The 14,190-nt window shown below is 68.8% G+C and carries 14 protein-coding genes; 7 read left to right on the top strand and 7 right to left on the bottom strand.

The window, feature by feature from the left end:
* Entirely contained in the window at positions 1-984 is a 984-nt protein-coding gene (hemB, locus tag ACIBL3_RS45530) for a porphobilinogen synthase (RefSeq protein ID WP_396360282.1), read from the top strand.
* Positions 985-997: 13 nt separating this feature from the next.
* Here hemB and ACIBL3_RS45525 read toward each other — a convergent pair whose 3' ends face one another.
* The gene (locus ACIBL3_RS45525) at positions 998-1,240 is read right to left on the bottom strand and encodes a UTRA domain-containing protein (protein WP_396360281.1); all 243 of its coding nucleotides are present in this window, start codon (positions 1,238-1,240) and stop codon (positions 998-1,000) included.
* A 70-nt stretch (positions 1,241-1,310) separates the two neighbouring features.
* Between ACIBL3_RS45525 and ACIBL3_RS45520 the strand changes: the two genes are divergently transcribed.
* The 3 genes from ACIBL3_RS45520 to ACIBL3_RS45510 all read left to right on the top strand — a co-directional run bounded on the left by ACIBL3_RS45520 (position 1,311) and on the right by ACIBL3_RS45510 (position 2,625).
* Positions 1,311-1,556: a hypothetical protein gene (locus ACIBL3_RS45520; RefSeq protein WP_396360308.1), complete on the top strand. Its 246-nt coding sequence runs from the start codon at positions 1,311-1,313 to the stop codon at positions 1,554-1,556.
* 116 nt (positions 1,557-1,672) lie between these two features.
* Entirely contained in the window at positions 1,673-1,849 is a 177-nt protein-coding gene (locus ACIBL3_RS45515) for a hypothetical protein (protein ID WP_396360280.1), read from the top strand.
* Positions 1,846-2,625 carry a hypothetical protein gene (locus ACIBL3_RS45510; protein ID WP_396360279.1) on the top strand — a complete coding sequence of 260 codons (780 nt, stop codon included), beginning with the start codon at positions 1,846-1,848 and terminating at the stop codon, positions 2,623-2,625. Before ACIBL3_RS45515 ends, ACIBL3_RS45510 begins: the two co-directional genes overlap by 4 nt.
* A gap of 18 nt (positions 2,626-2,643) precedes the next feature.
* On the opposite strand, the gene ACIBL3_RS45505 is transcribed toward ACIBL3_RS45510, so the two are convergent.
* Genes ACIBL3_RS45505 through ACIBL3_RS45480 form a run of 6 tightly spaced genes read right to left on the bottom strand, consistent with a single transcriptional unit; the run spans position 2,644 to position 8,826 of the window.
* The gene (locus ACIBL3_RS45505) at positions 2,644-3,168 is read right to left on the bottom strand and encodes a dihydrofolate reductase family protein (protein ID WP_396360278.1); all 525 of its coding nucleotides are present in this window, start codon (positions 3,166-3,168) and stop codon (positions 2,644-2,646) included.
* A gap of 26 nt (positions 3,169-3,194) precedes the next feature.
* Positions 3,195-4,025 carry a carbohydrate ABC transporter permease gene (locus ACIBL3_RS45500; protein ID WP_396360277.1) on the bottom strand — a complete coding sequence of 277 codons (831 nt, stop codon included), beginning with the start codon at positions 4,023-4,025 and terminating at the stop codon, positions 3,195-3,197.
* On the bottom strand, positions 4,015-4,953 hold the full coding sequence (locus ACIBL3_RS45495; protein WP_396360276.1) for a carbohydrate ABC transporter permease: 939 nt from the start codon (positions 4,951-4,953) through the stop codon (positions 4,015-4,017). The genes ACIBL3_RS45500 and ACIBL3_RS45495 overlap by 11 nt, the downstream gene beginning before the upstream one ends.
* On the bottom strand, positions 4,950-6,200 hold the full coding sequence (locus ACIBL3_RS45490) for an ABC transporter substrate-binding protein (protein ID WP_396360275.1): 1,251 nt from the start codon (positions 6,198-6,200) through the stop codon (positions 4,950-4,952). The genes ACIBL3_RS45495 and ACIBL3_RS45490 overlap by 4 nt, the downstream gene beginning before the upstream one ends.
* Before the next feature lie 10 nt (positions 6,201-6,210).
* Positions 6,211-7,803, bottom strand: coding sequence for an FAD-dependent oxidoreductase (locus ACIBL3_RS45485; protein ID WP_396360274.1), 1,593 nt, complete (start codon positions 7,801-7,803; stop codon positions 6,211-6,213).
* Positions 7,804-8,826: a LacI family DNA-binding transcriptional regulator gene (locus tag ACIBL3_RS45480; protein WP_396360273.1), complete on the bottom strand. Its 1,023-nt coding sequence runs from the start codon at positions 8,824-8,826 to the stop codon at positions 7,804-7,806.
* 177 nt (positions 8,827-9,003) lie between these two features.
* On the opposite strand from ACIBL3_RS45480, the gene ACIBL3_RS45475 reads away from it, so the two are divergent.
* From ACIBL3_RS45475 to ACIBL3_RS45465, 3 genes are all read left to right on the top strand, one after another.
* Positions 9,004-11,166 (top strand): glycosyl hydrolase family 28-related protein, encoded by a 2,163-nt coding sequence (locus ACIBL3_RS45475; protein ID WP_396360272.1) that lies wholly within the window; start codon positions 9,004-9,006, stop codon positions 11,164-11,166.
* Positions 11,167-11,210: 44 nt separating this feature from the next.
* Positions 11,211-13,052, top strand: a complete 1,842-nt coding sequence (locus ACIBL3_RS45470; RefSeq protein ID WP_396360271.1) for a hypothetical protein — start codon at positions 11,211-11,213, stop codon at positions 13,050-13,052.
* A 66-nt stretch (positions 13,053-13,118) separates the two neighbouring features.
* On the top strand, positions 13,119-14,096 hold the full coding sequence (locus ACIBL3_RS45465) for an NAD(P)-dependent alcohol dehydrogenase (protein ID WP_396360270.1): 978 nt from the start codon (positions 13,119-13,121) through the stop codon (positions 14,094-14,096).
* Positions 14,097-14,190 lie beyond the last annotated feature (94 nt).

Below are 14,190 nucleotides of genomic sequence, written 5' to 3'. Positions count from 1 at the left end.
TTGCCTGGTTTCCCGGACGTCAGGCCGCGGCGGCTTCGGTCGTCGGCGGCGATGCGCAGGCTGGTCGCCGAGACCACCCTGGAACCGCGGCAGCTGATCCTGCCGATGTTCATCCGGGAAGACGCCCGCGAGCCGATCGCGATCAAGTCGATGCCGGGTGTGTACCAGCACACCCGCGACACCGCCCGCAAGGCGGTCGCCGAGGCTGCCCAGCTCGGACTCGGTGGCGTCATGCTGTTCGGCGTACCGACGTCGAAGGACGAGACCGGCTCCGGAGGCGTGGACCCGGACGGGATCCTCAACGTCGCGATCCGGGACGCCGTGAGCGAGGTCGGCGACTCATTGCTGGTGATGTCGGACCTGTGCCTGGACGAGTTCACCTCACACGGCCACTGCGGCGTACTGGACTCCGCAGGTCGCGTGGACAACGACGCAACCCTCAAGCTCTACGGCGAAATGGGCGTGGTCCAGGCTGAAGCCGGTGCCCACGCCGTCGGTACGTCCGGCTGCATGGACGGACAAGTCGGCGCTGTGCGTACAGCGCTCGACATGTCAGGGCACCCGGACACGGTCATTCTGGCTTACGCTGTCAAATTCGCGTCTGCCTTCTACGGTCCGTTCCGCGAGGCGGTCGACTCGGCGCTTCAGGGCGACCGCAAGACCTACCAGCAGGACAATGCGAACGCGCGCGAGGCCATTCGCGAGGTCGATCTCGATCTCGCCGAAGGCGCCGACATCGTGATGGTGAAGCCGGCCCTCGCGTACCTGGACATCATCCGCCAGGTCCGCGACCACGTGAACGTCCCCGTGGCCGCCTACAACATCTCCGGCGAGTACGCGATGGTCGAAGCCGCCGCCGCCAACGGCTGGATCGATCGCGACGCCGCCATCCTCGAAACTCTGACATCAATCCGCCGAGCCGGCGCCGACATCATCCTTACCTACTGGGCAGCAGAGGCTGTCCGCATCCTCGACCGCCGCTGATACGAGTCTCTTCTCAGAGATCGATGGAATGCTGGATGCTGACCCGGGTGGCGTCGGCGACGGTTTCCAGGAATTCGATCGGTACGCCGCCTGCGTAGTAGGAGATGCGTTCCACGGCGAGCGCGGGCGCCCCCTTCGGCACCTGCAGGGCCTTGCGCTCGGCGTCCGCGGCTGGCCGCGACCGTACCGTCTCGACGGCGCGAGTGACCTGTGACCGGTTTGGCGGAGTACGGCGTACGTACCCCCCGGGCATCATGGCCGGCTCGGCGGCAGCCGAGTTCCTGAGCGCACCGGCCAACGCCCCCAGGTGGTCGCTTGGAAGGTAGCTGAGAATTAGTTGCCGGAGGCAGCGATATGCCGAGCGAGCGTCAAACGAGCCGCCGGTCGGGCCAAGTTCCCTCGCCTGCCGCGTCGGCGTTCTTCGGCCCGTTCCGCGCGGCGGTCGGCTCGTCGTTGACCGCCGACCTGCCCGGGCGATCCTCGAAACCCTGACAGGTGTCCGACGCGCCGGGGCCGACACCATCCTCACCTACTGGGCAGCCGACGCCGTCCACCCCCTCAACCCTCGCTGACGAGTCGTCCCGAGCAGTTCACCTCCTCGACCGCCGAAGTACATGTCGGGCCCGGCGTACTGGACCCGGCGGGAAATAGCCTGGCGCGAGGTCAGTCGCCGGAGAGGAACCGAACCGTGCAGAATCAGCCGTCCGACGGGGCCGTGGGAGTGCCGGACCAACTCGCGCCGGACCCGGACCTGCGGGCCGCGCGTCACGAGATCCGCGCTGTCGCCGACGGCCTGCGGGCAGCACTGGCCGCCGACGACCAGGCGGCCGCCGATGATCTGCGGGCGACCGAGGTCCGTCCATGAGCACGGAGAACCGGGCCGAGGAGTTGGCCGAACTGACCCTCAACGCGGTGGCCTCGGTCCGCACCAGGCTTGGCCGCGCCGTCGAGTCCGCCGAGCAACTCGACGGTGAGCTGTGGGAGATCGAGAAGTCATTCCAGCAGCGGCCTGAGTTGCCGCGAGAGGAGCCGGCTCCGGACGCCCGGCGCACCAGGGCTGCCGTCCTCGCTGCGGCGGCCAATTACGCAAGCGCTGTCAGCCAGTCGGCGAGGAGCTCGCAGGATCGGATCGCGGAATTACGCGATGGACTCGCCGCTGCTGCGGCCGCTGTCACACAGGCCAAGAGTTATCTCGACGAACTCGAGAAGCTGCCCGCCGCCGACTCCGGGCAACCGGCGACACCTACGGACCTGCGGGAGCGCTTGGGTCAGCTGGAGTCGGCGATCACGACCGCCGATGCGGGTGCCGAGCGCACGGCCGAGCGGCTCGGCGCCGCGCTGGGGAACGCCCGGAGGATGCAGCGGGTGTTCGGGGAGCTGGACACCCGGAGCGTGCCTGTGGTCCACGGCGCCAGCGAGGCCCTCAACCAGGGCCTGCCCGGGCTCCAGGCCGGCGTCGGGACAACCTCTGCGGCCTACACGATGGCCGACCAGTCCACGGCGGCGGCCAACGACCTGGCGAACGCGGTGCGCGCCGCCGCCAACCCGACGCCCGCGTCAGCTCAGCAGAGGCGGGACGCCGCCGGTGAGCAGGATCGCCGGCACCGCCCCGACGGGCCTACGCAGACGCTCGACCGCTGACGTCCGGTACGACGTACGTCAGCGGTGGATGGTGTAGTCGGATTGGGTGAAGCCGGCGTTCAGGGTGCGGGTGGCGTTGTGGGTGAGGGCGATGTCGGTATCGAGGTCGCCGAACAGGCGGATGCCGGTGCCGAGGAGCACCGGGGCGGTGGTGATGGTGAGCTCGTTCAGGAGGCCGGCGCGCAGGAAGGTCTGGATGACCCGGGCGCCGTCGGTGTAGACGCGCTTGGCGCCGCGGTCGTTCAGGGTCTCGATCAGGGCCTCGAGGGTCCGGTGCACGATGATGCGCTCGTCGGCGTCCGGGTCGAGGGTGGTGCTGAGCACCTCGACCTGCTTGCCCTCGTACGGCCAGAAGTCGAAGCCGAGGACCTTCTCGTAGGTGTTCCGGCCCAGTACGACGGTGTCCACCGACGCCATGAACTCGTCGTACCCGGTGTCACCGGCGTGTTCGCCGCGCGTGGTGAGCCAGTCGATGGACCCGTCCGGTCGCGCGATGTAGCCGTCGAGACTGGTGGCGATGAAAACAGCCGCGTGGAAGCTCACGAAGACATTTTTCCACGCGGCCGCAACTAGCCCTTCAACCCAGTCTGGGCCAGTCCCTCCACGAACTGGCGTTGGGCCAGCACGAAGATGATCAGCACCGGCAGCGCGGACAGGGTTGCCGCCGCCAGTTGGGTGTTCCACATCGGCCCACCGTAGGCGTCGACGTACTGCGTCAGCGCCTGCGGAATAGTGAACTTCTCCTTGCTGGACAGGAACACGATCGGCTCCAGGTACAGGTTCCAGCTGTGCAGGAAGGTGAAGATCGACACCGCCCCGATCGCCGGACGGGCCAACGGAAGACAGACCCGCCAGAACAGCCCGAACCGGCCGAGACCGTCGACCCGACCCGCCTCCTCCAGCTCACCGGGCAGCGTGATGAAGAACTGCCGCATGATGAAGGTGGCCAGCACGCTAGGCGCCCCGAGCGCGGGGACCAGGATCAGCGGCCAGTGCGTGTCCACCAGCCCGAGCGCGTCGAACATCCGGTACAGCGGGATGATCGTCACCTCGTTCGGTACCAGCAGGCCGGTCAGCACGATCACGAAGACCACACCGGCGCCCCGGAACTTGATCCGCGCGAACGCGTATCCGGCCAGCGCGGACACCGCCAGCGTCAGGACAGTCACCGCCAACGCGATGTACAGGCTGTTCACGTACTGCCGTCCGAACGGCTGCAACTCGAACACCTGCCGGTACGCGTCCAGCGTCGGCGACCCCGGCAGCAGCGACGGCGGGAACGCGAAGATCTCGGTCACCGGCTTCAGCGAGGTCGTCGCCATCCACCAGATCGGGAACACGAACGGCACACAGCACACCAGCAGTACGCCGTACACGAGCACCTTCACCTTAGGACTCATGGAACACCCACCTCCGCCGCATCCGCCACTGGATCACCGTCAGCACGAGCACGATGCCGAACAACAGCAACGCCAGCGCAGAGCCGTACCCGAAGTGATGGAACTGGAACGCCTGCTGGTACAGGTAGTACACGAGCACCGTCGTCGAGTTCCCCGGGCCGCCCTGGGTGAGTACGGCGATCTGCGCGAACACCTGCAGCGACCCGACGATCGTCAGGATCATCGTGAGCAGGATGGTCGGGCTGATCAGCGGCACCGTCACCCGCCGGAACCGCGCCCACGCCGACGCCCCGTCGATCCGCGCCGCCTCGTACAGCTCGGCCGGCACACCCTGCAAGGCGGCCAGGAACAGCACCATGTTGAGCCCGACGTTCTTGAACAGCTGGACCACGATCACCGACGCCATCGCCGTACCGCCCGAGCGCAGCCAGTTCGGCCCGTCAATTCCGAGCAGGTCGAGGAAGGCGTTCACCCCGCCGTTGTCCTGCAGCAGGAACCCCCACACGATCGTCCACGCGACCAGCGTCACCACGACCGGTGAGAAGAACAGCGTCCGGAAGACGACCGTGCCGCGCAGCTTCTGGTTCAGCAGTACGGCGAGGAACAACGCGAGACTGAGGTTCAGTACGACGAGCCCCGCCGAGAACAGGCCCGTCGCCCGGAGCACCGGCCCGAGCTGCTTGTCGTCGGCCAGAGCGGTGTAGTTGTCCGCGCCGACGAAGGTGAACGAGCCCGCCAGCACGTTCCACTCGTGCAGGCTGTACCAGACCACCAGCCCGAGCGGGACGATGACGAAGGCAACGATCCCGGCGAGCTGCGGCGCGACCATCAGCCAGCCGGCCAACTCGTCACGCCGCCGCATCGTCCAGTACGGCGCCTTGTCCGCCGGCGTCACCGACGCGGCCGGCTTCTCCAGCAGCAGTGTCATTTCGCCAGCAGCGGGTTGATCTTGGAGCACACGTCCGACAGCACGGTTTTCACGTCCGCGCCCGGCTTCCACAGCGGGTCGAGCGCGGCCCGGACGGTCTGCTGCAGTTCGGCGTACCCGGTGTGGCTGGGCTTGATCGTGCCGCGCTCGATGCCCTTGACCACGACACTGTCCAGCTGCGCGGGCTTGAGCAGCGGGTTGGCCTTGGCCAGCGTCTCCGTGGTGAGCTGCGACTTACGCGGCGGCGGGAAGAACTGCGCGAGCTTGGCCGAGTTCTCCGCGTTGCTGAAGTAGGCGAGGAACTCCTTGGCCGCGTCGGCGTTCTTGCCGCGCTTCAGCACCCCGATGCCGGCCTGGCCGACGACCGAGTACTCACCGGCCGGACCCTTCGGGAGCGGGACCAGGTCCCACTTGAACTTGGCCTTCTCCAGCAGCGCGGCCCGGCTGATCTGGGTCAGCACCATTGCCGAGTCGCCGGCGTAGAAGTCCTTGGTCACGCCTGGACCCGGCATGCCCTTGTCCGTGAACACCAGCTTGTGGACGAACGTCATCGCGTCCACCATCTCCGGCTGGTCGAACTGGCAGCTCTTGCCGTCCTCGCTCCACGGCCGTGCACCCCAGCCGGCCCAGATCGCGTTCAGCGTGTCCCAGCCCTTGAAGTCGAAGTCGCCGACCACGAGCCCGCCCTTGCCCTTGGCCTGTACGGCGGCCGCCGTCTTGGCAGCCTCCTCCCAGGTCCACGTGCCGGCCGCGATCTGCTGCGCCGGTGTCGGTCGCCCGGCCGCCGTCACCAGGTCGGTGTTGACGAAGACACCCAGCGGCGAGGTGGAGAACGGGTAGGCGTACAGCTTGCCGTCCTTCTCCCAGTTGGCGGTCGTGCTCGGCAGCAGGTCGGCGTCCTTGTCGAGCTCCTCGAGGGCGCCGGAGCTGACGAAGTCGGGCGCGGTGCTCTCGAAGATCCAGGCCAGGTCGGGCACGTTGCCGCCGCCGATCTGGGTGGTCACCGTGGTCGTGTAGTTCTCGAACGGGATCGCCTCGAAGGTGATCTTGCCGACCTCCGGGTGGTCCTTCTTGTAGTCGGCGGCGATCTGGTCGAACAGCGCCAGGTGCTTGGCGTTCGCGCTCCAGATCGTCATCCGCAGGTCGACCGGTCCCTCACCGGAGGATCCGGAGGAGCCGGAGCCGCCGCCGCAGGCGGTCAGCAGCACCGCGGCAGTGGCCGCCGCGGTCAGCGCACGTAGCTTCATGAGTCCTCCATCAGTAGCCGGCGACGTGCGGCCAGCCGAGTTCGATGCCCTGAGCAACCAGCTTGGACTGGAAGTCGCCGAGCAGGGCCGGGGTGTTGCGGACCGCGCGCGGGCTGACGCCACGGTCCAGGCAGAACGCGGCGAGCAGGCCGGCGGCCTCGCCGATGTTCCACTCGACCGGGTGCAGCCGGTAGCAGCCGTTGGTGATGTGGGTGGTGCCGAGGTTCTTGTTCGCCGGCAGCAGGTTCTCCACCCGGCGCGGGATCAGAGCCCCGAGCGGGATCCGGAACGGGCTGCTGGCCACGTCGATGTAGTTGTCCCCGCCGGTCGACGGGTGCAGGTCGATCCGGTACATGCCGACGCCGACGCTGTCGTCGTACTCGACCGCGCCGCGATCACCGCGGACCGCGACCGACAGGTCCTGCTCGACGATCGTGTACTCCGCCGTGATCCGCCGGGACTCCCGGATGTACGGCGCCTGCGCGAGACCGTCCGTACCGAGCAGGTCGCCGCGCAGCCGCAGCCCGGGGAAGCCGGCGCCGCCGTCGGGCCGCGGGGCCTCGGTCTGCAGCCAGTAGAGCACCGCCAGCGAGAGCTCCTTCGCCGCGTCCAGATGCTTGGCCGCATCCGGTACGTCGATGACCGGGCCCTCGAAGTAGTCGATCATCGGCCAGTTCACCAGGCAGATGTCGCTCTCGTACGCCCCCGGCTCGAAGTGCCGGCGGGCCGCGATCCGGCGGAAGGTCCACAGGTTCGTGTCACCGCCGGTACGGCGCTGGTCCGCGACGACCGCGAGCGGGTCGTCGTCGGGGTTCGGCGTGAACGTCCGCACCGAGGCTTCGAGCGTGCGCGGGTTGGGCGCCGTCCAGGACAGCAGCCGGTCACCCCAGAACGACGGCTGATAGTTCCGCCAGAACGCGTAGTTGGCCGGCTTGTCCCCGACGTGGTCGCCGTCGACGTGGTCGATCGCGAAGCAGTACGACACCGCCTGCATGTTCAGCGGCTGCGCTTCGGCCGGCGCACTCGGCTCGTCCGTCTCGCTCTGAGCCTCGAAGCCGGTCACGTACTCCGTCCCGGTCAGCGGCAACAGCTCGCCGGTCTCGGTCGCGTCCAGGATGTACGGCGCGGTGATCGTCAGCTGATCGCCCGCGTCACGGTGCTCCACGGTCACCGCGGTCACGCGATCGCCATCGGTCTCGGCGGCGACCGGCCGGAAGGGCTGAAGCACCTGCAGCCGGCGGCTGGCCCGATAAGGCGCGAGCATCCCCTCCAGCACCGCGAGCGCGACCCGCGGCTCGTGACAGAGCTTCGACACGTACCCGGCGCCCGGGTTCAGCTGCGTCGCCGCACGCGACGCCGAGGTCAGCGGGTAGTAGCGCCGGTAGTACTCGCGGATCCCCTCGCGCAGCGCACGGTACGACGCCGTGACGCCGAACTGCTCGACCCAGGTGTGCTCGTCCGGCGGGACAGCCTGGCTGGTCAGCTGGCCGCCGAGCCAGTCGAACTCCTCGGTCAGGATCACCGAGCGGCCGGCCCGCAGAGCGGAGAGCGCCGCGGCGACTCCGCCGAGACCGCCGCCGACGATCAGTACATCGGTATGCATCTAGGCACCTTTCGGTGGTGTGAGAGTGGTTCCGTCGGTGAGTTCGCATGGGAGCAGTACCTGGCGGTCGGTCGCCGTGCCGCTCAGCACGGCTTCCAGCAGCTCGACCGCCCGCAGCCCCATCGCCCGCCTCGGGACGTGGAAGCCGCTGAAGTCGATGTCGCTCGCGGCCGGCCGGGTCGAGTCACCGAGCGCGACCACGGACAGGTCGCCCGGGATGGCGACGCCTCGCTCGGCGGCCGCTTCGGCCAGAGCGACCGCATCCGCCCGCTCCTCGACGAAGACAGCGGTCACCTTGCGGTCGAGTAGTTCGTCGAGCAGCTCGCCGCCGGAGCGGTCTGCAGTCGGAAGGTGTGGCGCGCGGGCGGCCGCCTGCCGGAAGCCCTGCATACGGTCGGCCGACGACTCCGCGCCGGCCCCCGGACCGGCGAAGGCGATCCGCCGGTGGCCGAGTGCCTGGGCCCGTTCCACCACGATCCGCGTCGCGGTGGCGTAGGCGGCGCCGACGTACGGGACCGGGCCGCCGGCGTCGTCGCGGCGGCCGACCGAGACGAATGGGTACTCCTCGGCGATCAGCCGGGCCAGCTCGTCGGAGGGGATCTGACGGCCGAGGAGCAGGCAGCCGTCGGCGATCCGGAGCCGGTTGTTCTCGTGGAAGATCCGCCGCCGGCCCGCCGTGACCGGCGCGCTGGTGAACAGCAGCAGGTCCCAGCCGAGCCGCTCGGCGCGGTCCTCGATACCGGCCAGGAACGGGTGGTAGAAGTCGCCACTCGCACTCGGGAACACCGACTCGTAGGTGAACACGCCGAGGATCTGGTTGCGCTGCTTGAGCATCCGCCGGGCCAGCGGGTCGGCCTGGTAGCCGGTCTCCCGGATCACCTTCAGCACCCGGTCCCGGGTCTCGGCCGGGATCCGCGCGCTCGCGTCACTCCGGTTGTTCAGCACCAGCGACACGGTCGTCTGGCTGACCTTCGCCAGTCGCGCGATGTCGCGCTGGGTGAGGCGGGTGGCTTTGTCCGGCATCCGATCAATCCTCTGCAGTAATACGCATTGCCAGGGAACCGTAGAACGGCCTCCGAGCGAGCGTCAAGGGCTCGTGCCAGGAGTAATACGGATTAGCAGCGACAAGGTGTTGACCGGCGCGGATCCGGCGGAGAACACTCGCTGCACCATCACCCCCCTGCCGCCCAGGAGGCCTCCATGCTGAGTCGCCGCCAGTTCACCGGCTTGGCCGCCGGCGCCGTCGCCGGCTCTTTCATCAGCACCACGATCCCGGCCGCCGCCGGCTTAGACCGGGATCCGGTCCGCTTCCGGTCGGCCTACACGGCACGGCCGCCGGATCCGGGGGCGGTGCTGCTCGGGTCGCCCGGTTTCGAGGTGCACGGCGACGGGGTCGGCGACGACACCGCCGCCGTCCGCGCTGCTGTGGACGAGGCCTCCCGGCGCGGGATCGCGAACAAGCTGGGCGACATCCTCGGCGGGGTCCGCGACTTCCCGCTCGGCGACGGCGGCGGCGTCGTACTCGTGCCACCCGGGACCTACCGGCTGACCGGACCGATCGACGTGCACGACTCGGTCCGGATCATCGGATACGGCGACCGCCGGCCACGCTTCGTCCTCGCCGACAACAGTCCCGGGTACGCCGGTACCGTGCCACGGGACGTGTTCGCCTTCCGACGGCGGCCGGTCGGTGGCCCGGTGACGTATGCCAACAACGACACCTTCGGTTCCGGGCTGATCAACCTGGACATCGCGATCGGCGCGGGCAACCCGCGAGCGATCGCGGTCCGGTTCGGTGGCGCACAGCTGTGCATCCTGCAGGACCTGGACATCGACACCGGCGACGGCTGGGCCGGCATCGACCACAACGCGAACCTCATTCAACGCGTGCGGGTCCGTGGTGGTGCCGTCGGCCTGAACGCGTTCGCGGCCTCGGCCGGGTGGCAGACGACGGTGCTGGACTGCCGGTTCACCGGTCAGCGCGAGACGGCGATCCGGACGAACAACGACGCGAAGCTGGTGGTCGTTCGCACTGTGCTTGCTGACGCGCCGCGTGGTGTCGAGTGCGTGCCCGATCAATTCGTCCACATCTACCTGCAGAACTGCCTACTCGACGGCCTCGCCGACACGGCGGTGCTGATGAACGACAGCGAACTGTTGCCTGGCGCAATGAATCCGCTGATCCGGAACAGCAACCAGCTGAACCTGGTGGACAGCGTGGTGCGCCGGACCTCGACGCTGTTGACCCAGGCGCAGTCCGGCACCCGGACGCCGGCGCCTGAGGGCGCGGTCGACCTGACCTACGGTCTGCGGATCGAGCGGGCGTTGTCAGCCGGCGAGACTCGAACCGACGGTGTTCGCGCTTCCGACGGGAGGAACCGCGATGTCGGGGCGATGCTGCGGTCCGATGTACCAGATCTGCCACCGGTGTCGACCTGGGTGAGCATCACCGACGTCGCAGCCCGGATGGGGCGGACCGTGGGCAGCGGGACGGCCGACGATCTCGCCGTCTTCCAGGCCGCGGTCGATCAGCACGAGACGGTCTTCGTGCCGATCGGTGAGTACCTGCTGTCCGGCACGCTTCGGCTGCGGAAGCACTCCAACCTGATCGGGCTCCACCCCCGACAAACCTGGTTGCGCGCCCCGGACGGTACGCCGTACTTCGGGGACCCGCGCCGGCCGAAGGCCCTGGTGGAGACGCCGCCCGACGGCCGCAACATCGTCACCGGGCTCGGCCTCGACACCGCCCGGAACACTGCCGGCTCGGTCAACATCAGCTGGCAGTCGGGTCGCGAGTCCTACCTCGCGGACATCACCACCCAGTTCGTGAAGTGGCACCCGGACGAGGTCGCGAGCGGCGATCCGGGATACACCTACAAAGGCATCCACAAGTACGGCGTCTGGGTCCGCGGTGGTGGCGGAGTCCTGTCGAACGTCTGGAGTGCCAACGGCTGGGCGGACAACGGTCTGCTGGTCGAGCACTCGACTGTCCCAACCCGCGTCTACGAGGTGTCCGTCGAGCATCACCAGTACCGCGAGGTCGTGCTGCGACACGTCGCGAACTGGGAGTTCCTCGGACTGCAGACCGAGGACCACATCTACGGATGGCAGTCCCAGGCGGTCGAGCTGGACCACTGCCACGACCTGCTCTTCGGCAACTCCGTCTTCTTCCGCGTAGCCACGGTCCTCGGACCTTCGCCGTACGGTGTGGGGCTCCGCGACTCACGCGACATCGTCTTCCGCGGGAACCGTGGTTACCGCGACAAGACCCCGGAGTTCACCCAATGGGGCGCCGCGGCAGCCGACCTCCGGACCGGACGAACGGTGCCGGACCCAGAGTTCGCCGTACTAGAGATCCGATGATCGCGTTCGACCCGTACTTCAATCCCTGATCCTGGAGGACGACTGTGAAACGCCGTTCTGTGTTGATCGGCGCCGCCGCGGCGCCGTTGCTCGCCTCGCTGCCGCTGCGAGCCAACGCCGCGAGTCTGCCGCCCCTCGCGAGTCTGCCGGCCGGACTGCCGGACCGCGGGCTGTTCACGCCGGGGGAGCAGCGGTTCGCGGGGTACCTGGTGATCCTCGCGCCGATGACCAACGACATCGTGGACACCACGCCGTACGGGTTCATGGGCGGCGGGTGGTGGCGGACGCCGGCCCAGCCGTTCAACTCGCGCGTCCAGGAGCACGTGTTCACGCTCAGCTGGTTCTACGCCAATCGCCGTACCTGGAACCCCTACTACCGGGACCCGGCGCTGCTCGGCCGGCTCGACGCTGCGCTGGAGCACTACCTGAAACTGCAGAACCTGGACGGGTCCTGGCCGGAGTACGCGCCGGGTGAGCGCGGCAAGGCATCGAGCGGTTTCGGCCTCGGCTACCTGGCCAAGACGCTGGCCAACCTCCGCCAGGCCGACGCTCTGCGCAGCCGTCGTACCCAGCTGGAAGTTGCCCTGCGCAAGGGAGTCGACTGGTACCTGGACCCGGCCAACAGCGTGGTCTGGGACGACCCGTTCAAGTACACGAACCAGGCCGTCGCCGGGGTGGCCGGGTCCGCCCTGACCCTCCGACTGCTGCCCGACCTCGCCCGGTGGCAGCGCCTGCAGGAACGCATCCGGTTCGTCGCCAAGTGGTCGCAGAGTCCGGCCGGGTTCTTCTACGACCCGCGCGGCATGGACATCAACTACAACTTCGAGGTGATGCTGCCCGAGATGGCCGAGCTCTACCTGCTCACCCGGAACCCGTTGCTGGTGTCGATGACCCGCCGGTTCACCGAGTGGTTCGGGTACAACCTGCTCCGCGAGCCGGACGGCTCCGGCTGGCTGACCTACTACGCCGTGTCCGACCGCACCGCGACGGCGTACTACGACGACGCGATCCCGGATCCCGACCGGACGATCCTCGGCTCGCACTTCGTCCCCGCCGTACCGGACCTCGGGGCGTTCTTCACCAGCCGCGAGGACAAGGCCGCACTCCGGAAGGCCTGGGCCGAGGACCCGGCGCCGGTTCCTGCGTTGGCGAAGCAGGACACGTCTCCGCGGATCATCGCGCACGCGCCGTACGGCGAGACGCTGCCGACCCAAGCCGCGAAGCAGACCGCCATCGCGCGCATCCCCTACCTGCGCAAGGACAACCTCACCGAGCTTCGCCGCGACGAGGTGGAGAATCAGGACTACCTCTACGTACGGCGGCCCGGCTACTACGTCGGCGCGTTCTTCGGAACGCGCCCGGGCAGCGCGGTCAAGGCCGGGACCGGCTTCCTCTGGCACCCGGCGGCCGGCACCGTGATCCACGCGCAGCAGACGGCGACCGGTTGCTGGGCGACGGTTCGCGACGGCAAGGCCGATGCCGAGAGCAACCTCGTCGCCGAGTACCCGTCGAGCGACCTGGTCCGCTACCGCACCCCCGACGGCTCGGTGGCGACCGATCTGATCCTCGGCCCGGACACCGTCACCCGCCGGGTCACCGCGAGCACAGCCGCCACCGAACAGATCCCGCTCGTCCTCCAGCCGGGTGACGAGGTCGCCTTCTCGGACGGCACCGTCGTGCCCTACAACCAAACGCGTACGGCGACCGCCGACGCGCTCACGATCCGGCGCGGCCCGACCGTCATCACCATCAGCTGGTCCGCCGTCCGGACCGCGACGATCAGCACGTCGACCCGCACCTACCTCCGCGACCAGCGCCGCCGGATCCACGTTCTCCGGATCCCCCACGACGGCACGCTCGAGACGACCGTGCGTACGACGGGCTGAGCAATCCAGGGGTCCGGTAGGGATCGTCCGGATGCCACGGCTGCCGTCGCCGCATAGCGTCAAGGCATGAAGGCAGTCGTGCAGGACCGGTACGGTGCGCCGGACGTGCTGGAACTCCGGGAGATCGCCCGGCCCGACGTCACCGGAAACCAGGTGCTCGTCGCGGTCCGGGCGGCTTCGGTGAACGCGCGGGACTGGCACGTCATGCGGGGTGATCCCTTGATCGCCCGGCTGATGGATCCGAAGGCGTTCGGGCTCCGCGCACCCAAAGCCGTCCTCGGCACCGACTTCGCCGGCGTGGTCGAGGCAGTCGGGCCGGAGGTGCGGCGGTTGAAGCCCGGCGACGAGGTGTACGGCGAGTCGCCCGGAGCCTTCGCCGAGTACGTCGCCGCGCCGGAGACCGTGGTCGACCACAAGCCCGCCAACCTGACCTTCGAGCAGGCGGCCGCGATCCCGCTCGCCGCGAACACGGCCCTGATCGGGTTGCGCGACGTGGCGCAGCTGAAGCCGGGGCAGTCGTTGCTGATCAACGGCGCATCGGGTGGCGTCGGGACGTTCGCCGTACAGCTCGCCAAGGCACTGGACGCCGACGTGACAGCGGTCTGCAGCACGAAGAACGTCGACCTGCTCCGATCGCTCGGCGCCAACGAGATCGTCGACTACACCCAGGACGACTTCACCAGGCAGCGGTACGACGTCGTCTTCGACCTGGTCGGAAACCGGTCACTCGGGGACCTCAGGCGGGCGCTGACACCGAGCGGGACACTCGTCCTGTCCGGTGGCGGAGTGTCCCGCGGCGGCAGCGTGATCGGACCGGTCAGCCTGATCATGCGTGGCGTGCTGCTGGGCCGCTTCGTCCGCCAGCGGATCGTCACCTGCGACGCGAAGCAGACCGCCGAGAACCTCGCGACGCTCCGATCGATGGCCGAGAACAGGCAGCTGATCCCGGCCATCGATCGCACCTACGCGCTGGCCGACATCGCCGAAGCGATCCGGTACGTCGAGACCGAGCACGCCCGCGCGAAGGTGATCATCACCGTCTAAGCCTGAATCCGTGGAGCGGTCGCGGGTGAAAGGGGGTCGTGCGGCGGGGTGAACGTAGAAGTGCCTTCTGGGGCAGGAGAATCGGGAGTGTCGA

The sequence above is a fragment of the Kribbella sp. NPDC050124 genome, assembly GCF_044460355.1.
Taxonomy (GTDB): domain Bacteria; phylum Actinomycetota; class Actinomycetes; order Propionibacteriales; family Kribbellaceae; genus Kribbella.
Note: the sequence above shows the minus strand (reverse complement) of the source record. Positions and strands in the feature narration are given on the sequence as shown.